Genomic DNA, 19,958 nt, shown 5'->3' with positions numbered 1-19,958 from the left:
GCGCGGGGCGCGTCCCGGGCGCACCGCTAGAGCGCGAGGCGCTCCTTGACCACGTCGGCGAGACGCTGTGCGTAGGACTGAGCGGATTCGGCATCCGCCGCCTCGACCATCACGCGCACCAGCTGCTCGGTGCCGGACTTGCGCAGAAGCACGCGTCCGGTGTCGCCGAGTTCTGCCTCGACGGCGGCGACGGCCGCCTGCACGCCCTCGTCATCGGCGCAGCGGTCCTTGTCGACGTCGCGCACGTTGATGAGCACCTGCGGGAAGACGGTCATGACCGAGGCGAGCTCGGCGAGCGACTTCTTCTGGCGCGCCATCTCGGCGACCAGGTGCAGGCCCGTCAGAACGCCGTCACCGGTCGTCGCGAACTCGCTCATGATCACGTGACCGGACTGCTCGCCGCCCAGGGCGTAGCCGCCGGCGTTCATGTCTTCAAGCACGTAGCGGTCGCCGACGCCGGTCTGGCGCACGGTGATGCCGTTGGCTTCCATCGCGCGGTGCAGACCGAGGTTGCTCATCACCGTGGCGACGAGCGTGTCGTCCGTGAGGTGTCCGCGTTCCTTCATCGCCACCGCGAGGATGGCCATGATCTGGTCGCCGTCGATGATGTTGCCGTTCGCGTCGACCGCGAGGCAGCGGTCCGCATCGCCGTCGTGGGCGATGCCGACGTCGGCGCCGAGACGAACGACGGCCTCCGCGAGCTTGTCGAGGTGGGTCGATCCGACGCCGTCGTTGATGTTGATGCCGTCGGGCTCAGCACCCATGACGGTGACCTCAGCGCCGGCGTCGTTGAACGTCTCGGGCGAGACACCGGATGCTGCGCCGTGCGCGCAGTCGAGGACGACGTGGATGCCGTCGAGCCGGTGCGGCAGCGAACCCAGCAGGTGCAGGGCGTAGCGGTCCTCCGCGTCGGAGAAACGCTCGATGCGACCGACGGAGGCACCGGTGGGCAGAAGCTTCTCGCCGGACATCGCGGCTTCGATGCGCTGCTCGACCTCGTCGGGGAGCTTCACGCCGCCGCGGGCGAAGATCTTGATCCCGTTGTCGGGCGCGGGGTTGTGCGACGCCGAGACCATGACGCCGAAGTCGGCATCGTGATCGGCGACGAGGAACGCCAGGGCCGGGGTGGGGATGACACCGGCGTCGAGGACGTCGACACCGGATGCTGCGAGGCCGGCAGAGACTGCCGCCACGAGGAATTCACCGGAGATGCGCGGGTCGCGGGCGACGACTGCGGACAGTCGCTTTCCCTCGGACTTGCGGGCTTCCGCGGTGCGGCCCTGGCCCAGGACGACTGCTGTCGCCTGGGCCAGGGTGAGCGCGAGGTCGGCGGTCAGGATGCCGTTGGCAAGTCCTCGAACGCCGTCCGTGCCGAAAAGCGGCATCGGGGCTCTCGTGCTTAACGCTTCGAGTACTGAGGCGCCTTGCGGGCCTTCTTGAGACCAGCCTTCTTGCGCTCGATGACGCGAGCGTCACGAGAGAGGAAGCCGGCCTTCTTGAGGGTCGCGCGGTTGTTCTCCGCGTCGATGCCGTTCAGCGAACGGGCGATGCCGAGACGCAGTGCGCCGGCCTGGCCGGAGTCGCCGCCACCGGAGATGCGTGCGATGACGTCGTACGCGCCCTGGAGGTTCAGCACCGTGAACGGGTCGTTGATCAGCTGCTGGTGCAGCTTGTTCGGGAAGTAGTCCTCGAGCGTACGGCCGTTGACCGTGATGACGCCGGAGCCGGGGACCAGACGCACGCGGGCGATGGCCTGCTTGCGACGGCCGACGGCTGCGCCGGGAACGTTGAGAACCGGACGGGGAGCCGCCTCGGTCTCGACCGTCTCCGGGCTGGAGGTCGAGTAGTTCTGAGGGGTTTCGGTGGTGTCCTGAGTATCAGCCACGAGAATATCCTTAGGGGTCTTAGCGGCGCTTACTGGGCGACCTGGTCGAGGGTGTACGTCGTGGGCTGCTGAGCGGCGTGCGGGTGCTCGGCACCGACGTACACCTTGAGCTTGGTCAGCTGCTGACGACCGAGGCTGTTCTTGGGGAGCATGCCGCGGACGGCCTTCTCGACAGCGCGGATGGGGTTCTTCTCGAGGAGCTCCTCGTAGGAGACCTTCGACAGACCACCCGGGTAGCCCGAGTGGCGGTACGCCATCTTCTTCTGGAGCTTCTGACCCGTCAGCGCGACCTTGTCGGCGTTGATGATGATGACGAAGTCACCCGAGTCGAGGTGGTTGGCGAAGGTGGCCTTGTGCTTGCCGCGCAGGAGCGCTGCGGCGTGCGAGGCGAGGCGACCGAGAACGACGTCATTGGCGTCGATGACGACCCAGTCACGCTGGATCTGCCCGGCCTTCGGGGTGTAAGTGCGCGTCACGATAGTGCTGCTTTCTTGTTCGAACGGAGGAGTTCGTGAATCCCACTCCGGGGTGGTTCTTCGCTATTGCTCGGAACACGCCAGTGGAGGGCTCACGTTCGCGGCACTCTGCAGTCGAGTACCAAAGGGATAGCCTACGGCATTTTCGCCTGATGTGGGAATCGTGCCCGCCGCGCGACCCTCATTCCGGGAACGGAACGTGGTGTGCGCGCCCGGACGGCGCCCGTTCGACGTCCTTCTCGGCGCGGATGCGGTCTTTCTCCGCCCGCTCCAGCGCGCTCACGACGGAATCGGCGAACACGTCGCCGCCGGCCTCGCCCGGATGGATGTCGTCACCGGCGAGCAGTTCGGTGTGCGGTGCGATCGCGCCGGACCAGTCCGCGACCCACACCGAGCGGTGGCTGTCGGCGAAGGCCGCGAGGTCGGCGTTCACACCGGGTATCCAGTCGCGCGGCGCGTGCGCATTGACGAGGATCAGGTTGCGGTCCTTCCCCGCCACCTGCGACATCTGCTCGAGTACGCCCCAGTCGACGGGGCCGTTCGTGCCGAGCGCCACCACCACGTTCTCGCGCAGCTCTCCCCGTGACTTGAGGTCGTCGAGGATGTCGGGGCCCGCCCAGATCGAGCGGGACACTTCGGCGTCGACCTCGATGCCGGGGAACTGCTCGTACAGCGACGGCGCGGATGCGAGCATGACCGAGTCGCCGACCGCCGTGATCTCCGTCCCGTCGGGGATCTCGATCTGCTCCGGCTCACTGTCCGACTCGTCCGGCGCCGTCTTCGCGGCATCCCTCATGGCCTGCTCCCCCGCCGCGATCGCCGCGGCCGCGGACGTCGTCGGCGGCGCGGTCACTATGGCCGCCGCTGTTCCGCCCGCGGCGACGACACCGAGTCCCAGTGCTGAGACCCCGGCGAGGCGCATCATCGGACGGCCGGAGATCCTCCGTCGCAGTGCGCGCCAGGCGTGCCGGAATCCGTACCGACGCAGCGGCTGTTCGACGAAGCGGTACGACAGCGCTGCCGCCCCGACCGACGCCACGAGCACAGCCGCCCCCGTCACCACCGGCACTCCGGCCTCGGGGCCGGTCCCCTGCGTGGCGACCAGAGCCAGCACGAGGACGGGCCAGTGCCACAGATAGATGCCGTACGACCTCTCCCCGATCCACCGCAACGGTGCGACGTCGAGGCCGCGCCCCCACCAGGACCCGGGCCACGTGCCCGCGAAGATCGCGAGCGCCGTTCCGACGGAGGCGAGCACGAGCACGCCCGTCATGGCAGCGTCCTCCGGCGCCAGCGCGGCGACGACGACGGCTGCCAGCCCGACCACCCCGAGGAGCATCGAACCTGCCTGCGCGCTGCGCCGCAGCATCCATTCCTTCTCCGGCATGTCCGCTGCGGCGAGCGCGAGGGCGATGCCCAGCAGCAGACCGAACGCGTGCGAGTCGGTGCCGAAGTACGCGCGCGTGACGTCGCCGCCGGCGACCAGCGCCGCCATCCACCATGCCGATCCGCCCGCGGCGACGAGCATGAGCGCCGCGCGCGTCCACCGCCCTGGGATCAGCAGCACCAGCGGAAGCAGCAGAGGCCACAGCACATAGAACTGCTCTTCCACCGCCAGCGACCAGACGTTGCGGAACAGTTCGGGCGCCGTCGCCGCGAAGTAGTCGCTGCCGCCCGCGACCGCGAGCGAGTTGTAGCTGAAGGTGGCAGCGCCCAGCACCTGCCGGCCGATGCCGACGAGCACATCGCCGCCCAGCATCCATGCCGCCGTCGCGCACACCGTGATCACGAGCGCGAGTGCCGGCAGCAGCCGCCGGGCGCGTCGGCGCCAGAAGTCGATCAGTCGACGGGGCGATCCGAGCGGTCCGAGACGCGAAGGACGCAGCAGCAGCGATGTGATCAGGAACCCGCTGATCACGAAGAACACGTCGACGCCGACGAAGCCCGACCGCACCGGTGAGGAGGGGAAGAGGTGGAACGCCACCACGAGGATGACCGCCACCGCGCGCAGGCCGTCGAGTCCCGCGAAACGTCGAGGAGTGGAGTGAATGGGCGTCATGGTGAGGAGGAGGGACGGCTCGTGACCGAAGATTCCAGTCTAGGCTGGCCTTCGTGCGAATACGGCTTGACATCGCCTATGACGGCACGCAGTTCCGCGGGTGGGCGACGCAGCCGGGACTGCGCACCGTGCAGGGCACGCTCGAGGCAGCGCTGGCCCGCATCGTCGGCTCTGATGTACGGCTCGTCGTCGCCGGGCGCACCGACGCGGGGGTGCACGCCGCCGGTCAGGTCGCGCATGTCGACCTCGACGACGAGCAGTGGTCGCGGATCCTCACGAGGCACGGACGCAGCTCGCACGACCCGGCGGGCTCGATCGCCGGACGCATCCGCGGAGTGCTCGGAGCGTATTCCGACGTGACGGTGCATCGCTCGTCGTTCGCGCCCGACGGCTTCGACGCGCGTTTCTCGGCCGTCTGGCGCCGGTACCGCTACCGGCTCGCCGACGAGATCGCCGGCTACGATCCGGCCAGGCGGCTCGACACCACCAGCGTTCGGGGCGAGCTCGACGCTCTGGCGATGGATGCCGCGGCGCAGACCCTCATCGGTCTGCATGACTTCGCCGCCTACTGCAAACCCCGCGAGGGTGCCACGACGATCCGCACCCTGCTGGATTACCGGTGGCAGCGCGACGGCCAGGGTGTGCTCGTCGCCGAGGTGAAGGCCGACGCGTTCTGCCACAGCATGGTGCGGGCGCTTGTCGGCGCGTGCGTGGCCGTCGGAGAGCAGCGACTCGACGTGGACGATCTCGTGGTGCTGCGCGACGCGCTCGAGCGCACCAGCGAGTTCAAGGTGCTCGCGGCGCGCGGTCTCACTCTCACCGAGGTCGGCTACCCCGCCGACGAGCTGCTGGGCGTGCGCGCCGAGCAGACCCGCGCGCGGCGCGACAGCGACAACTCGGACTGATTTCGACACCTCGGGTTCAGACGGACGCAGTAGCGTTGGCAGAGATGAAGGTGATCTCTTACAACCTGCGCAAGCATCGTGCGGCGACCGAACTCGCGGAGCTCATCGCCGAGCACGAGCCTGACATCCTGTGCCTGCAGGAGTGCGATGTCGAGGCCCTGCCCGACGAGATCGGCGGACTCGCGCTGGCGGATGCCACTCAGGGGAACCGCCTCGGTCTGGCGCTCTACTACCGCATGAACACGTTCCGGCTCCTGGCGATGCGCACCTTCGGGTTGAAGAAGTCGTTGCACGATCGCGTGCTGAAGCCGGCGCACGAGCGGGTGCTCGGCGTCCATCTGCAGGACATCGACAACGGCCGCGAGCTGATCGTGGCGTCGTTCCACGCGGCGCCGCTCACCGCACTCAACTCGCTGCGCCGCAACCAGATCCGCGCCGCGCTCACGGAGCTCGAGTCCATGGCGCACGGGGCGCCCGTGCTCATGGTGGGCGACTACAACTACCCGGTGTTCAAGGAGAACCTCGGCCAGACGATCCGCGACCACGGCTACACGCTGACCCTCAGCGACGAGCGCACCTACACGCGCTACCGCGTGTTCAAGGGCCACTACGACTTCGCGACGTCCGACGGCTTCACCATCGACCGGATCCAGACGCTGCCGCAGCGCTCCAGCGACCACCGCCCGATCCTGATCACGGCAGCCGTCGACTAGAGCGACCTAACGCCGCAGCTCAGAGGTCGCTGAAGTCGTTCGCGGGAACCTGAATCTGCTTCACCACGTCGCCGTCGAGGTGGTGCAGCACGAACAGGATCCCCACCTGCCCCGGTCGGGAGAGCGACTGCGTCCCTGGGACCTCTTCGCCACCGACCCCGAGGTATTCGGCTGTCGCCGCATCCTCCTGATCGGTGAGCGTCCACGCGTCGGCGTCCATGAGTTCCTGTCGCGTCGAACCGACGCTGAGTCCTTCTTCCGTGGCCACCGGGATTCCGTCGACCTCCGCGCCGGTCACAGCGAGGCTCAACGATCCGTCCAGGTTCACGTCGACCGAGACCCACAGACCGTCCCAGCTGTAGCGTTCCCGGTCTGATTCGTAGCCGGGCATCTCCTCGACGGGCTCGGGATCGGGGAGATCGCCTGTCGCGCTCTCCAACAGCGCGAGCACGGCGTCGCCATCGTCGTATGGCGCCGTCTGGGTGCCCGATTCGTCGACGTACGTGATGCCGTCGATCGCCACCACGAGGTGCGCCTCCACGTCTGTCGTCGGTGCCGCCGACGGCGTCTCCGAAGCCGGCGACTCTGGCGGATCCGTGGTCGGTGCGCCGCCCGCGCAGCCCGCGAGGATGACGGTCGTGGCGGCGATGACGGCGACGACCATGGACATGCGAGAGCGATTCACGCTGTCATGCTATCGACTGCCGGGGGCTGCATACGAAGGCGCGCTCCAGCGACCACCGCCCGATCCTTATCACGGCAGCCGTCGACTAGCGCGGCGATCTACTCGACGAGCTCCGGCCACACCACGCGACCCGCGTCGACGATCGGGCGATCGTCGATGGTCAGCGTTCCTGCGCCACCGGGCGCGTCCACGCGCAGGTCCTTCACGATGTCCCAATGCAGCGTGGACTCGTTGATTCCACCGCACTGCGGATACGCGCGTCCGAGCGCGATGTGAACGGTGCCGAGGATCTTCTCGTCGATGAACAGATCGCCGGTCCACTGCTGCACCGTGCTGCTCAGCCCGATACCCAATTCGCCGACCCTGTGCGATCCCTCGTCGGTGTCGATGAGCGCGCGAGCGACCTCCGCGCCCTGGTCCGCCCGAACCTCCACCACTCGCCCGGACTCGAACCGCAGGAACAGGTTCTCGAACAACTCGCCGGCGAAGACCGTGACTCCAGGGAACGTGATGTGACCGTCGACTTGGTCATCGACCGGAGCGGTCGCGACTTCGCCGTCGGGGAGGTTGGCCTCGCCTGCGAACAGCGCGGCTGTGCGCCCGCGGATACCGAGGCGCAGGTCGGTGTCCGGCGACGTGATCCTCACGGTGTCTCCGGTGTCGATCGCTTCGCACACTGACTGCCACCTCGCCTTCGCAGCATCCCAATCGTCCAGCGCACCGGCGAAGAACTCATCGAGCAGCACGTTCGGCGCCACTTCGATCTGAGATGCCCATTGCGGTGTGGGGATGCGCACGATCGCCCAGCGCGTGTTCTGCCAACGCAGGGTGGAGATCGCTCCCTTCGCCTGCCGTTGCGCTGCGAGCCTCTCAGGGAAGTCTTCCGGCTTCGCCTCTTCGGATTCCTCGGGCCACAGCATCGAGCGGAAAGAGACATGCACCGTCGACCACCGCATCGCCGCGGCTTCCACCGCGGGTGGCTCGACGATCTGTGCAAGCGTCGAGTGCGCGAGCTCTTCGACATCCGCCAGCTCCGGTTGGTACACGGTCTGCGCCGACGCTCCGCGGCGCAGCGCAGTGCGAATGAGTGCATGCGCGGCCTGCAGCGCCGAATCGTCATTGACGAAGATGCTCACGCGATCGCCATCTGCGATCGCCAGACGCTCGGCGAGGTGCTCGGCCAAGTCCTTCCAACGGGGATCGGATGCGATGTCACTCATGCGCGGTTCTCCATACCTTCTTGTTTGTCGTCTACAGCCAGCGTTGCGACGATGTCTCTCGAGGCGGTGTCAAGGATGTCGAAGGCTGCGCCCTGCTTTGCGTACAGACCGGCCAGGTCAGCGCGCGGTCGCACCGTCGTGTGCACACGGGCCCACGACGCGACGCCTTCGACGTCGTCGATGAATCCGACTGCCAACGCGGCCAGCATCGCATCGCCGTACGAGGCTCCAAGGCCAGGAACCACCTCCTGGCTGATGCCCGTGACGTCACTGACCGCCTGCGTCCATACGGGATTCTTCGTGCCACCCCCGACGGCGCGTACGCGGCTCGGCCGCAGGCCGTCCTCGTCGAATCGACGGATGACCCGAGCGACGCCCTGTGCGATCGACTCCGCCACTGCACGGGCCATGTCGCCACGCGAGTGCTGCATCGTGAGGCCGACGAAGCCGCCGCGCACATTCGGATCCCCGCTGAGAAACGGTATGGCGAGCAGGCCTCGAGCACCCGGCGGGGATGCTTGCGCGGCATCGGCCAGCGCGGAATAGAGCTCGTCGCTACCGCCTGCAACCGGGTCCAGCAGGTTCGCGAACCATCGCGTGAAGCTGCCGGCCGTCGGCAGGCTGGCCGCCGCCAGGTGGCTGCCAGGGAAAAGGAAGGGCGCCGGCCACAATGCGCTCGAGCTGTGCGCATGCTCGAGCACCTCGATGATGAAGTGCGACGACCCGTACATGATCATCATGTCACCGGGCTCCGCGACGCCGGCGCTCAGTGCCTCCGCCACGGCATCCGGTGCCCCGACGAGTACCGGCGTTCCAATGGCGAGCCCCGTCGCCTCCGCTCCATCCGCACGGATATGCCCGGCGATCTCGCTGGACCATGCGAGATCAGGCAGCTGATCCCTGCGAAGCGCGGATGGTGCACCGTCGAGATTCCACTCCATGAGACGGCGGTCGTAGAAAGGATGGAAATAAGCCGCGGTGGCGTGATCCATGCGCCATTGACCGGTCAGTCTGCCGACCAGGAACGTCTGACACGTGACGAATCGTGCGGAACGGCTGAACACCTCCGGCTCATTCCTCTCGATCCACAGGATCTTCGGCCCGGCTGACTGCGAACTCAGCGGAGTCCCCGAACGTCCGATGATCTCTTCGGTGCCGTACACGTCGTTCAGTTCATCGATCTGCGTCTGGGCCCGGGAGTCGACGGCGTAAAGAATCGCGTCGCGCAACGGCTCACCGTCCTCATCGATCGGCAGCACGCAGGGGCCGATCCCGCTGACTGCGACTGCTCTGACATCTGACGATGCCACCCCGGACTCACGCACGAGCGTCTGGGCGATCTCGACGAAACCGCCCCACCACACCGCGTCAGGATCGTGCTCCACGAAGCCTGGCCGTGGAGTCAGCACCGAGTGCGGCCGACGGTGCTGAGCGACGACGCTTCCGTCGGCCGCTACCAGCACGCCTTTGGCCTCGTACGTCCCGATGTCGATTCCGAGGACGAAACCCCGTGCCGCGGGCCGGGTGTCGTCAACGCCTGCGCGCATCGCGATCCTCTCCGCTTGGCCGTCCGTGCGCGATGATGGGCCCTCTCCCGAGACCGCGTGGGCGCTCGACGACTGCGCCGCTCTCCTCTGCGATGAGCGCCCCGGCTGCCCAGTCGTACACGAACAGGTCCGTCTCCACGAAGGAGGCGAACACGCCCTCCGCGACGAGGCATAGGGCGAAAGCGGCCGTCCCCAGGCTGCGCATGTCGTCGTAGTCCGACATACGGGCGCTGATGTCGTCGAGTTGACGAGCTCGTACGTCCGGGTCGTATGACAGCCCGACCCCGAGCAGACGAGGGTTGCCGGGCGCAGGCGTGGCATCCAGCTCGATGACGGTCCCGTCCGCGAGCATCTTCTGCGCACCGTCGCCGGCTGCGGCGGCGTACACGGCTTCGTCGGAGTGCACAGCGATCGCCCCCGCGATCCAGCGCTCGCGTTCAGAGTCGTAGACCGCGACGGAAGTGCAGTGAAGGGCCAGCCCATGGACGAAGTTGCTGGTGCCGTCGATCGGATCGATGAACCACTCGAGACCCGTTGCGCCGCTCCCGGAATCCGCGAGCTCTTCCCCGACGATCCGATCGTTCGGACGGCGATCGGAAAGATGCGCACGGATGCGCAGTTCGACCGCTCGGTCCATCTCTGTCACGACGTCGCCGGGTATCCCCTTGCTGATCGCATCGCGGGTCGCCGAACCATGCGACAGCGCCGCGCTTCCCAACCGTGCAGCCTCGATCGCCAGAGTCCGGAACTCCCGAGGCGTCGGAGTGCTCTTGTCCATGATCATCACTCGCCTCCTGTTACGAATTCACGTCTCTACATGCATCAAGGTGTGAACTAATCTCATCATACGACGTCACGGGTGGACGCCGTGATTGCCGCCGTACACACAAGATGTCACACTTTCGACTCCGTGTCACGACTCTGATTGAAGACTGGACGCGAGCGACTCAACCATGTAACACTGATCTCGGATGTGATTAATTCACATTGATGGGATCGAGAGAGGCCGGCGCGTGGTCAAGGCAGGAAACAGTCGCACCCAGCGGATCCGCGAGCGACTCCTCGCAGACGGCGAGATCGAGTTCGCCAGACTGGCGACGGAGTTCGGCGTCTCCGAGATGACTGTTCGGCGTGACATCGACGTGCTGGAATCCGAAGGACTCGTCCGGAAGGTGATCGGCGGTGCCATCGCCGTCAATAAGATCTCCGAGCCCACCTTCGAAGCTCGTGCCGGCCTCGATGTCGCGAGCAAGAAGCACGTGGCCGAGTATGCGGTCTCACAGCTGTCCCCGCACGAGACGCTCGTGCTCGACAGCGGAAGCACGGCTCTCGCGGTTGCTCAGGCCATTCGAGGGCGCGGTCTGGGGCTCACGATCGTCACGCCGAGCCTGCTCGTCGCGACCGAACTCCGATCGGAACCGGATACGACGCTCCTGCTCACCGGTGGGCTCCTGCGCCCAGGGGAACTGAGCCTCATCGGCATCGAAGCCATCGAAAGCTTCCGTCGCTACAACTGCGACACATTCATCATGGGCGTGGCGGGAGTCCATCCCCACCGGGGCTTCACGGATTACCACCGCGACGAGAGCGCGGTGAAACGTGCCGCGATCGAAGCATCCGACCGGCTGATCGTCCTTGCCGACCGTTCGAAAGTCGGTCGAGCGCAGCTGAGCAGCATCGCTCCACTCGCATCCGCCGACATGATCGTCACGGATGCCGCGCCCGATGCCCTCGCTCTCACGACGGCCACCGCGGCCGGTGTCTCGGTCGTCACGATTCCGGGGCCACCGGACGGCTCGCATGGTGCTGAGTCATGACCGGCCACATCATCGGCGTCGATATCGGCACGACCGGCACCAAGGTGGTGCTGTTCGCGCCCACCGCAGGTATCGTCGCGCAGACGACGCGCCCCTCCCAGCTGCACAGCCCGCACCCAGGATTCGCCGAGGCCGATCCCGCCGAGTGGATGACGAACGTCGTCGAATCGATCCGCGAGGTCGTCTCGGTCTCCGGTATCGACCCATCCGAGATCGCCGCCATCGCGACCTCTGGCATGGTTCCCGCCGTGCTTGCCCTGGATGGTGCAGGCGAGCCTGTGCGTCCGGCGATCCTCCAGAACGACGCTCGCGCGACGCGCGAGATCGAAGAGATCCGTGATGCGACGGCTTCGATCGACCTGGTCGCGGTGACAGGCTCAGAGGTCACGCAGCAATCGGTCGCCCCGACCCTGCTCTGGCTCGCGCGGCATGAGCCGGAGACCTGGTCGCGCACCATGCGCATCCAAGGCTCATACGACTGGATCCTCTCTCAGCTCGGCGCCGACGTTCACGTCGAGCAGAATTGGGCGATCGAGTCCGGCCTGTTCGCGCTCGACGGCAGTCTGCTGCCCGCGGTCGTCGAGGCAGCCGGTTTCGACCCCTCCTTGATCCCACCGATCGCCGCGCCGGGCACCGTCGTCGGTTCGGTGAGCGGTCGTATCGCGGACGCCACCGGTCTCCCCCGCTCCGCTCATCTGGTGGTGGGAGGCGCAGATCACGTCCTCTCCGCATTCGCAGCCGGTGTCGAGAAACCCGGCGACTGGCTGGTGAAGCTGGGTGGCGCCGGGGATATCCTCGTCGCGAGCAGCACCCCGGTCGCCGATGCCCGGCTCTATCTCGACGTTCACCCTCGTCCGGATACCTGGCTGCCGAACGGTTGCATGGCGACCAGCGGCAGTCTGATCCGCTGGTTCCAGGCGCTCGTCGGCGGCACCGACCTGCTGCAGCTCGACGCCGAGGCTGCAGACCGCACTCCCGCCGACATCCTGTGTCTGCCGTATTTTCTCGGCGAGAAGTCTCCGCTGCACGACCCGAAGCTTCGCGGCGCATTCGCCGGACTGCACCTCGGACACACACGTGCAGACATGTATCGATCTGTTCTCGAATCGATCGCGTTCGGATTCCGCCACCACGCCGAGATCTTCCGTGAGATCGGAATACCGATGGCATTGGCGAGGATCACGAACGGAGGCAGCAGGTCCACCCTGTGGAAGCAGATCCACGCAGATGTGCTCGGTACCGAACTGTTCCCGGTCATCGACCATCCCGGTGCCTCCCTCGGGGCTGCGCTTGTCGCGGCCCGCGCGATCGGAGCCTTGGATTCGTGGGATGCCGCCAGCGCCTTCGTCCGATTCGGCGATCCAGTCCTGCCTGACCAGGAACGCCGCGCGATCTACGACGACGCGTACGAGACCTGGCGGGAGCTCGGTACGACCCTGACTCCGATATCCCACCGAATCGCCGAAAGAAGCCGGAGCTGAGATGGCAACTTCATCGCCTCAGATCACCCTCGGGATCAACACCTGCTTCGCGGTCAAACGATGGTCGCGTCCCGAGCAGTGGGCACGCATCGTGAGCGACGAGCTCGGATTGTCGGACGTGCAGTTCAGCATGGACCTGTTCCCGCCGTCCGCCTCCGAGAGCGCCGTGGAGACTCACGCTGACGAAGTTCGCGAAGTCGCAGAGGCTCACGGCATCCGGGTGCGCAGTGTGTTCACCGGGCTGGCCGCATATGCATCGAATCTTCTGCTCGCAGACACACCGTCCGAGCGCGCAGCCGCAGAGGGCTGGTATCGCCGGATGATCGACCTGACGGCTCGCATCGGCGCCGACGGCGTGGGAGGGCACATCGGAGCGTTCACCGTCGCCTCCTTCCGCGACGCCACTCGCCGCGACGGCCTCCGATCGGAACTCATCGAACATCTGACCAGGATCAGCGATCATGCTTCCGACGCCGGGTTGCAGTATCTCCTCTTCGAGAACCTGGCGCTGGCGCGCGAGCCCGGGTACTCCATCTCGGAGAGCCACGAGCTCGAAGCCGCCCTGTCCGATTGCGTCACCCCCTGGCGGTTGTGCCTGGATCTCGGGCACCCGGCCGCCCTGCACACAGGCACTCCCAGCGACGAGCCGATTGCGTGGTTGAACGAGGGGTGGCAGAACGCGCCGATCATCCAGTTGCAGCAGTCTCCGCGCGGTGGCGACCATCACGCCGCATTCACCGCCGCGAACAACGCGACAGGACTTGTGCACCGCGATGAGGTGATCCCGGCGCTCCTGACGTGGGATGCACCGGAGATCGAGGTGCACCTCGAAGTGATCCCCGCCCACGAGGCCGACGACGATCAGGTCATCGCAGACCTTGTCGAGAGCGTCCGCTATTGGCAAGACGGCATCGAGCAGCACGCCTCGTAGCCCTCCGTGCCTCTCCAATCCAACACCGCACCACCGAAGAAAGGGACCCTCATGGCCACCTGGCTCAATGACGTCTTCACCGCCCCCAAGCCGATCATCGCCATGCTGCATCTCGAGGCGCTGCCGGGTGATCCTGGATACGACTCGAAGGCAGGCGTTCGCGCCGTCGTCGACCGGGCTCGCGAGGAGCTCGATGCGCTCCAGACCGGCGGGGTGGACGGCGTCATGATCTCGAACGAGTTCAGCCTGCCGTACCTCACCAAGACGGAGCCGATCACTGCGATCACGATGGCTCGCATCATCGGCGAGCTACTGCCGGACCTTTCGACGCCGTACGGCGTGAACGTGCTCTGGGACGGCCAGGCCTCTATCGACCTCGCTGTCGCGACAGGCGCGCAGTGGGTGCGTGAGATCTTCACTGGCGTCTACGCCTCGGACTTCGGCCTGTGGAACACCAACGTCGGGGAGATCGCGCGCTACCGCCAACGTATCGGCGCGGGGGACGTGAAGATGCTGTTCAACATCGTCCCGGAATCGGCTGCCTACCTCGCAGAACGAGATCTTCGTTCGATCGCCCAGAGCACCGTCTTCGTCGCTGCACCAGATGCGCTCTGCGTCTCCGGTCTGACGGCCGGCGCTCCCACAGACACGCAGGCGCTTCGAGTGGTCAAAGACGTCGCCGGCAACACTCCGGTGTTCGTGAACACCGGAGTGCGTCCTTCGAATGTCGCTGAGCAGCTCTCGATCGCCGACGGCGCAGTCATGGGCACCTTCTTCAAGGAGGACGGCAAGTTCGAGAACCGTGCCAAGGTCGAGCGCGTGCAGGAGCTCGTCTCCGCAGTGAACGACTTTCGCGCCACGCTCTGAGGAGAGAAGATGAAGAAGGCCGGAGCGCAACTGCTCCGGCCTTCTTCATCTGCGGGCGTCACCCGCCATGCGCGTGGTCTACTCCGTCGTCTGTCCCGCGATCTTCCAGGACTCGACGAACCGTTGCAACGCTGTTGCTCCCGGATCGGCGATGCCGATGCTGCGCTCCTGCAGCCAGGATGCTCGGCCGCGTCGCGACTGGAGGTCCTTGGTGCTCTCGACAGCATTCGCGGCGGCGGCGATCGCCGCATCCAACGCGACGTCGGCATCGTTCTGATCCACGAGGGAATCCGCCACGGCAGCCAGTCCGTCGAGGATGGTCTTGTCGCCGACCTGGGTCTTGCCGCGCTGCGCGATGCTGGCGGCGGCAGCAGCAGCGAATGCCTGCGCATCTGCGATCGTCACATCGGTGGTATCCGCCCACACTCGCGACCCTGCCAGCAGCGCACCCGCCACGAGCGCAGCCATGGTCGATGGATTGGCGTTCGCGAAGGCCTTTGCACTCGCCCGCGCGATGTCGACCGGAGTCGCGTCCGGAGGGAGCTGTTCGAGCGCCGCGATCACCGCCGCGGATCCTGCGGAGACGGTGATACCCAGATCGCCGTCTCCCAGTGCCTGATCGAGATCGCGCAGTTCGTCGGCGGAGTCGATGAGTACGGTGAGGCTCCCACGGATGCGGGCGTTTAGTCGTTCTGCTTCCATGATCAACCTTCCTGGAAGAACGGCGACTTCGCGGGTGCTTCGAGCAGCGCGAGACGATCATCGTTCAATTCGAGCAGCGAGATGGATGCCCCGGCCATTTCGAGGCTGGTCGCGTACTCGCCCACATAGTTCTTTGAGATCTCGATGCCGAGACCTGAGAGGATCTGATGCGCACGACGGTAGAGCACATAGAGCTCCTCCAGCGGCGTGGCGCCGAGCCCGTTCACCATGACGGCCACACGGGCACCGGCCTTCAGACCGAGGTCTTCGACGAGTGCGGCGAGGACGTGGTCGGCGATCTCATCCGCCGTTTCCAGCGGCCCCCGGCGGCTGCCAGGCTCGCCGTGGATGCCGATGCCGATCTCCATCTCGCCGTCACCGAGCTCGAAGCTCGGCTTGCCCGTGGTCGGAAGAATGGTCGGCGCGAGACCGATGCCCATCGTGGCGGTGTGCTCGACGACATCCTCGGTGATGGCGACGACTTCCTCGAGAGAGTCGCCACGCTCGGCCGCGGCACCTGCCGCCTTGTACGCGAAGATGATGCCGGCCACGCCTCGGCGATCGAGCTTGCGCTCATTGGGCTGGCTGGCCACGTCGTCACGGCCGACGACCGTGCGCGTGGTGATGTCCTCGAGATCGGCAAGATCAGCCGCCAGGTCGAAGTTCAGCACGTCGCCGCCGTAGTTGCCGTACAGGTACAACACGCCGGCGCCGCCGTTCACCGCCTTCGTCGCTTCGAAGATCTGCTCCGAACTGGGCGAGCTGAACACGTTGCCGATGGCGACACCGGAGCACAACCCCATACCGACGTAGCCCTTGAACAGGGGAAGATGGCCGGAGCCGCCGCCCGTGACGATGCCCACGCGCCCTGGGCGCGGAGCATCGGCTCGTACCAGCACCCGGATGTCGTCACCCGGGGTCTTCACCAGGTCCGGGTGCGCCGCGAGGATTCCCTCGACGAACTCGTCCACGAACGCCTCAGGGGCGTTGATGATCTTCTTCACGACGGGTTCCTGTCCTTTCGTCGGTTCTCGGTGGCAATGGCCACCGTCTCGCTCGTCGCCGCCGGAGATATTCGTCGGCGTCGACGTATTCTGACCTGGTCGAAGATCATCACCGCGATCAGCAGCACGCCCTGCGCGATGGCGTACTCATATGCGGAGAGCCGCAACGCCGTGAATCCGCTGGAGACGACCTGCAGTGTCAGGGTAGCCAGGATCACACCGGTCACGGTGGCGAAGCCGCCGTTGGGATTCGTGCCGCCGAGCACGGCGATGACGATCGCCAGCAGCACGTAGCTTGATCCATAGTCGGCGCTGGCCGAGGGATTGCGTGAGAGGAACACGAGCCCCGCAAGCCCGCCCAGCAGGCCGCTGAGGACGTAGGTCAGCATCAAGGTGCGCCGTGCGCTGATTCCCGAGTAGCGGGCGGCGACGGGGTTGGCTCCCTGCAGTTGGATCTTCCGTCCCACCGGCGTCCGGTCGACCACTATGGCGATCAACGCGGCGACGATCAGAAGGATGACGAAGAGGACGGGGATGCCGATCACCGTCGCCTTGCCGATCGACCTCAGCACCGAGGGCGCCCCGGAGATCGTCACACCGCCGGTCCACACGAGCGCGAGTCCGTTGAACAACTGCATCGTGCCCAGAGTGGTGAGGATCGGCGTGACGCCCACGATGCTGATGAGCACCCCGTTCACCGCGCCGAGAAGCGCCCCCATGGCGACGCCTGCGAGGATGATCACCACCGCCAGCGACTCGGCGGTCTCCGCGCCTGCGCCAGCGGATATCGCGATGTACAGCGAGGACACGGTTATCGCGGAGACGTTCGCGATCGCGACGATCGACAGATCGATGCCACCAGTCAGCATCGACAGCATCATGGCGAGAGCGATGATGCCGATCTCCGGTGATGCCACGCCGATGTTCTGAAGGTTCACCGGGTTCAGGAACACTCGCGGGTTCAGAATCGTGAACAGCGCGAACGTGAGAACCAGCAGAAGCACCATCCGCCCGGCGCCTCGCGGCACCTGTATGCGGGAGATGATGCCGGCGAAGCCTGCGTCGAGCTTCTTGTTGGCGCTGCTCAGGCCGTTGGGGTCGATGCCGCTCATGCCTGGCTCACCTCTTCCTCGATCACGACGGGTTTCCGTCTGTTCCGCATGGCCGCCAGTGCCTGCACTGAGACTCCGACGATCAGCAGAATGCCGACGGCTGCACGCTGCCAGGTGCTGGGCACACCGACGAGCACCAGATTGTTGTTGATCAACTGGACAAGCACGACACCGAGTACTGTGCCGAGCACCGATCCACGACCGCCGAAGATCGATGCGCCGCCCAGGACCACGGCGGCGATGATGTCGAGCTCGGTGCCGACGAGCGTCTGCGGGTTGGCATTCTTCCCGAGGATCACGAAGATCATTCCGCCGAACGCGGCCATCGCGCCCACGAGCACGTAGAGCAGGATCTGCGTGCGGATCACCTTGATTCCGACGCGTCGCGCAGCTTCGATGTCGCCGCCGATCGCGAAGATGCTCCGGCCGAAGGTCGTGTACTTCAGCATCCACCAGACCAGGATGACGATCATGATCACCGGTACGAGCATGCCGTGCAGGTACCCGGCCCCTGGAACGTCGAGCAGATGCGCGTCGCCGGCCTCTGCGACACTGGCCGGAAGCCGAGCTGCGGAGATGTACGTCGACCCGATGTAGGTCAGCAGGATTCCCTTGATGATGCCCTGGGTGCCGAGAGTCACGATCAGAGTGGGGAGTCGGAATCGCGCGATCACCACACCGTTGAGAAGGCCCCAGAGCGCTCCGATCACGAGAGCGATGACGAAGATTCCGATGATCGTCGGGTCGAAACTGGCCTGATCCGCCCACGCGACCGTCGTGTAGGCCGCGAAGATCGCGATCGCGGGAAAGGAGACATCGATCCCCCCTGAGATCATGATCAGGAGCACCCCGAGTGCGAAGACCAGCGGAACCAGCGAACTGCGGGCCAGTCCGAAGAAGGTGCTGGGTGTGAAGAACGCCGGACTGGCGAGCGACATCAGGATGATCACCACGATGATGACGGCGGCCAGAACGCCCTCGTTGTTCGCGCCGCGAAGGCGTCGCAGTATCTTCATCAGGCGGTCATCCTCTTCTGAATGTTGTCCACTTCGATCTCGTCTCCGGCGATCTCGGACACGATGCGTCCGGCACGGACGATCAGCACGCGGTGACAGCTCGATACCAACTCGGGGATGTCATCCGAGATGACGATGATCCCCATGCCTTCGGATGCCTGCTCTCGTAGAATCGCGAAGATCTCCTCCTTGGAGCCGATGTCCACACCGACCGTAGGACCGTTCAGCATGAGAACCGAGGGCTTGCGATCGAGCCATTTCGCGATCACGACGCGTTGCGCGTTCCCTCCCGACAGGCTCCGGACCGGCGCCTGCACGTTCGGAGCCTTGATGCGCAGGCGCGAGAACAGGTCCGCCATCGAACGAGAGATACGCCCGCGATCGAGCAGCAGCGTCTTGCTGCGGTACTTGTCCAGCGACGACGCCACCATGTTGTCGGCGATCGACTTGTCCAGGAACAGCCCTTGGGTCAGACGGTCCTCAGGAACGTATCCGAACCCTGCGTTGACACCGTCCGCGATGGATCGGATGCGACGTTCCGTGCCATTCACAGTGATGGTCCCCGTGTCTGCCGGTGCCACGCCGAACAGGGCCTCAGCGATCTCGCTACGGCCGGATCCGAGAAGTCCCGTGATTCCGAGGATCTCGCCACGTGCGAGCGAGAAGCTGGCGTCGCTGAAGGCGCCCTCCCTGCCGAGGTCCTCGACCACCAGCAGCGGATCGCCACCCGTCGAAAGGTCATCGACCAGACGCTCCTCACTGACATCCCGGCCGGTCATCGACTTGGCGATCGAGCGGGCTGTGTACTCGCCGGCCGGTCCGGATGCGACGACGGCGCCATTGCGCAACACGGTCACGTGCTGCGAGATCGCCAGGACCTCGTCGAGTTTGTGGCTCACGAACACGACAGCCACGCCGCGCTCCTGCAAGCGACGCACGATCGCGAAGAGCCGCTGGACCTCGGAGTGGGTCAAGGCAGTGGTCGGCTCATCCATGATGAGCACGCGCGCCTCGCCGACCAGCGCACGGCAGATCGCGATGAGCTGGCGGTCGGCGACGGAAAGATCCGCGACATCAGCATCGAGGTCGATGTGCAGACCCAGGTCAGCGACGATCGCCTCCGCGGCGGCGCGAATGCGCCTGCGCGACGAGAGCTTCCGCCGATCCGCCAGCTCGCTCAGCATCGCGATGTTCTCTGCAGCGGTGAGGTTCGGGAACAGCGAGAAGTCCTGATAGATCACCTGGACACCCGCGGCGATGGCACCGCTCGGAGTCGTGTGCGCGTGGGATTCACCGCCGATGATGATCTCGCCCGAGTCTGGGCGTTCGACGCCGCTGATGATCTTGATCAGTGTCGACTTACCGCTGCCGTTCTCGCCGGCGAGGCAATGGACCTCGCCCGATGTCAACGACAGCGAAACGCTGTCGAGCGCACGAACGCCGCCATAGGTCTTGACGATGCCGCGAACCTGCAGAACCTGTTCTGAGGATGTCATAGGGACGCCTTCTGTTAGTGGCTCTGCGCGGAAGGTCGCTGG

Annotated in this window: 19 protein-coding genes; 6 read left to right on the top strand and 13 right to left on the bottom strand. The window is 66.1% G+C overall.

Annotated features, from left to right (window positions below; translation table 11 throughout):
* Window positions 1-26: 26 nt before the first annotated feature.
* From glmM to ACNPNP_RS00525, 4 genes are all read right to left on the bottom strand, one after another.
* Window positions 27-1,385 carry a phosphoglucosamine mutase gene (glmM, locus tag ACNPNP_RS00540; protein WP_448964120.1) on the bottom strand — a complete coding sequence of 453 codons (1,359 nt, stop codon included), beginning with the start codon at window positions 1,383-1,385 and terminating at the stop codon, window positions 27-29.
* Window positions 1,386-1,399: 14 nt separating this feature from the next.
* Complete coding sequence (rpsI, locus tag ACNPNP_RS00535; protein ID WP_426184849.1) at window positions 1,400-1,885, bottom strand: 30S ribosomal protein S9; 486 nt, start codon at window positions 1,883-1,885, stop codon at window positions 1,400-1,402.
* A gap of 29 nt (window positions 1,886-1,914) precedes the next feature.
* Window positions 1,915-2,361, bottom strand: coding sequence for a 50S ribosomal protein L13 (gene rplM, locus ACNPNP_RS00530; protein ID WP_448710886.1), 447 nt, complete (start codon window positions 2,359-2,361; stop codon window positions 1,915-1,917).
* 181 nt (window positions 2,362-2,542) lie between these two features.
* Entirely contained in the window at window positions 2,543-4,420 is a 1,878-nt protein-coding gene (locus tag ACNPNP_RS00525) for an acyltransferase family protein (protein ID WP_448964119.1), read from the bottom strand.
* 53 nt (window positions 4,421-4,473) lie between these two features.
* Between ACNPNP_RS00525 and truA the strand changes: the two genes are divergently transcribed.
* Window positions 4,474-5,325, top strand: coding sequence for a tRNA pseudouridine(38-40) synthase TruA (gene truA / locus ACNPNP_RS00520; protein WP_448964118.1), 852 nt, complete (start codon window positions 4,474-4,476; stop codon window positions 5,323-5,325).
* A 44-nt stretch (window positions 5,326-5,369) separates the two neighbouring features.
* Window positions 5,370-6,038 (top strand): endonuclease/exonuclease/phosphatase family protein, encoded by a 669-nt coding sequence (locus tag ACNPNP_RS00515; RefSeq protein WP_448964117.1) that lies wholly within the window; start codon window positions 5,370-5,372, stop codon window positions 6,036-6,038.
* 19 nt (window positions 6,039-6,057) lie between these two features.
* On the opposite strand, the gene ACNPNP_RS00510 is transcribed toward ACNPNP_RS00515, so the two are convergent.
* From ACNPNP_RS00510 to ACNPNP_RS00495, 4 genes are all read right to left on the bottom strand, one after another.
* Entirely contained in the window at window positions 6,058-6,723 is a 666-nt protein-coding gene (locus ACNPNP_RS00510) for a hypothetical protein (RefSeq protein ID WP_448964116.1), read from the bottom strand.
* A 98-nt stretch (window positions 6,724-6,821) separates the two neighbouring features.
* On the bottom strand, window positions 6,822-7,943 hold the full coding sequence (locus tag ACNPNP_RS00505) for an aminopeptidase (RefSeq protein WP_448964115.1): 1,122 nt from the start codon (window positions 7,941-7,943) through the stop codon (window positions 6,822-6,824).
* Window positions 7,940-9,490 carry an FGGY-family carbohydrate kinase gene (locus ACNPNP_RS00500; RefSeq protein ID WP_448964114.1) on the bottom strand — a complete coding sequence of 517 codons (1,551 nt, stop codon included), beginning with the start codon at window positions 9,488-9,490 and terminating at the stop codon, window positions 7,940-7,942. The genes ACNPNP_RS00505 and ACNPNP_RS00500 overlap by 4 nt, the downstream gene beginning before the upstream one ends.
* Window positions 9,474-10,274, bottom strand: a complete 801-nt coding sequence (locus ACNPNP_RS00495; protein WP_448964113.1) for an inositol monophosphatase family protein — start codon at window positions 10,272-10,274, stop codon at window positions 9,474-9,476. The genes ACNPNP_RS00500 and ACNPNP_RS00495 overlap by 17 nt, the downstream gene beginning before the upstream one ends.
* Window positions 10,275-10,503: 229 nt before the next feature.
* On the opposite strand from ACNPNP_RS00495, the gene ACNPNP_RS00490 reads away from it, so the two are divergent.
* Genes ACNPNP_RS00490 through ACNPNP_RS00475 form a run of 4 tightly spaced genes read left to right on the top strand, consistent with a single transcriptional unit; the run spans window position 10,504 to window position 14,586 of the window.
* Window positions 10,504-11,307: a DeoR/GlpR family DNA-binding transcription regulator gene (locus ACNPNP_RS00490; RefSeq protein ID WP_448964112.1), complete on the top strand. Its 804-nt coding sequence runs from the start codon at window positions 10,504-10,506 to the stop codon at window positions 11,305-11,307.
* Window positions 11,304-12,788: an FGGY-family carbohydrate kinase gene (locus ACNPNP_RS00485; protein WP_448964111.1), complete on the top strand. Its 1,485-nt coding sequence runs from the start codon at window positions 11,304-11,306 to the stop codon at window positions 12,786-12,788. Before ACNPNP_RS00490 ends, ACNPNP_RS00485 begins: the two co-directional genes overlap by 4 nt.
* 1 nt (window position 12,789) lies before the next feature.
* Window positions 12,790-13,719, top strand: coding sequence for a sugar phosphate isomerase/epimerase family protein (locus tag ACNPNP_RS00480; RefSeq protein ID WP_448964110.1), 930 nt, complete (start codon window positions 12,790-12,792; stop codon window positions 13,717-13,719).
* Window positions 13,720-13,770: 51 nt separating this feature from the next.
* Window positions 13,771-14,586, top strand: a complete 816-nt coding sequence (locus ACNPNP_RS00475) for a BtpA family protein (protein ID WP_366233464.1) — start codon at window positions 13,771-13,773, stop codon at window positions 14,584-14,586.
* Between the two features lie 78 nt (window positions 14,587-14,664).
* Here the strand turns inward: ACNPNP_RS00475 and ACNPNP_RS00470 are convergent, their stop codons facing one another.
* The 5 genes from ACNPNP_RS00470 to ACNPNP_RS00450 are packed head-to-tail and all read right to left on the bottom strand — an operon-like array spanning window position 14,665 to window position 19,916.
* On the bottom strand, window positions 14,665-15,288 hold the full coding sequence (locus ACNPNP_RS00470; protein ID WP_448964109.1) for a DAK2 domain-containing protein: 624 nt from the start codon (window positions 15,286-15,288) through the stop codon (window positions 14,665-14,667).
* 2 nt (window positions 15,289-15,290) lie between these two features.
* A complete protein-coding gene (locus ACNPNP_RS00465; RefSeq protein ID WP_448964108.1) occupies window positions 15,291-16,292 on the bottom strand; it encodes a dihydroxyacetone kinase subunit DhaK in 1,002 nt (333 codons plus the stop codon).
* The gene (locus tag ACNPNP_RS00460; protein WP_448964107.1) at window positions 16,289-17,404 is read right to left on the bottom strand and encodes an ABC transporter permease; all 1,116 of its coding nucleotides are present in this window, start codon (window positions 17,402-17,404) and stop codon (window positions 16,289-16,291) included. Before ACNPNP_RS00460 ends, ACNPNP_RS00465 begins: the two co-directional genes overlap by 4 nt.
* Window positions 17,401-18,420: an ABC transporter permease gene (locus ACNPNP_RS00455; RefSeq protein WP_448964106.1), complete on the bottom strand. Its 1,020-nt coding sequence runs from the start codon at window positions 18,418-18,420 to the stop codon at window positions 17,401-17,403. The genes ACNPNP_RS00460 and ACNPNP_RS00455 overlap by 4 nt, the downstream gene beginning before the upstream one ends.
* Window positions 18,420-19,916 (bottom strand): sugar ABC transporter ATP-binding protein, encoded by a 1,497-nt coding sequence (locus ACNPNP_RS00450; RefSeq protein WP_448964105.1) that lies wholly within the window; start codon window positions 19,914-19,916, stop codon window positions 18,420-18,422. The genes ACNPNP_RS00455 and ACNPNP_RS00450 overlap by 1 nt, the downstream gene beginning before the upstream one ends.
* Window positions 19,917-19,958: the final 42 nt, after the last annotated feature.

It is taken from the genome of Microbacterium xerophyticum (assembly GCF_053543555.1).
This window is presented reverse-complemented; position numbering and strand designations above follow the sequence as displayed.

Excerpts from the sequence above, each read along its gene's own strand:
- glmM (WP_448964120.1), bottom strand. The coding sequence starts at position 1,385 with ATGCCGCTTTTCGGCACGGACGGCGTTCGAGGACTTGCCAACGGCATC.
- ACNPNP_RS00525 (WP_448964119.1), bottom strand. The coding sequence starts at position 4,420 with ATGACGCCCATTCACTCCACTCCTCGACGTTTCGCGGGACTCGACGGC.
- ACNPNP_RS00515 (WP_448964117.1), top strand. The coding sequence starts at position 5,370 with ATGAAGGTGATCTCTTACAACCTGCGCAAGCATCGTGCGGCGACCGAA.
- ACNPNP_RS00505 (WP_448964115.1), bottom strand. The coding sequence starts at position 7,943 with ATGAGTGACATCGCATCCGATCCCCGTTGGAAGGACTTGGCCGAGCAC.
- ACNPNP_RS00500 (WP_448964114.1), bottom strand. The coding sequence starts at position 9,490 with ATGCGCGCAGGCGTTGACGACACCCGGCCCGCGGCACGGGGTTTCGTC.
- ACNPNP_RS00495 (WP_448964113.1), bottom strand. The coding sequence starts at position 10,274 with ATGATCATGGACAAGAGCACTCCGACGCCTCGGGAGTTCCGGACTCTG.
- ACNPNP_RS00485 (WP_448964111.1), top strand. The coding sequence starts at position 11,304 with ATGACCGGCCACATCATCGGCGTCGATATCGGCACGACCGGCACCAAG.
- ACNPNP_RS00480 (WP_448964110.1), top strand. The coding sequence starts at position 12,790 with ATGGCAACTTCATCGCCTCAGATCACCCTCGGGATCAACACCTGCTTC.
- ACNPNP_RS00475 (WP_366233464.1), top strand. The coding sequence starts at position 13,771 with ATGGCCACCTGGCTCAATGACGTCTTCACCGCCCCCAAGCCGATCATC.
- ACNPNP_RS00470 (WP_448964109.1), bottom strand. The coding sequence starts at position 15,288 with ATGGAAGCAGAACGACTAAACGCCCGCATCCGTGGGAGCCTCACCGTA.
- ACNPNP_RS00460 (WP_448964107.1), bottom strand. The coding sequence starts at position 17,404 with ATGAGCGGCATCGACCCCAACGGCCTGAGCAGCGCCAACAAGAAGCTC.
- ACNPNP_RS00455 (WP_448964106.1), bottom strand. The coding sequence starts at position 18,420 with ATGAAGATACTGCGACGCCTTCGCGGCGCGAACAACGAGGGCGTTCTG.
- ACNPNP_RS00450 (WP_448964105.1), bottom strand. The coding sequence starts at position 19,916 with ATGACATCCTCAGAACAGGTTCTGCAGGTTCGCGGCATCGTCAAGACC.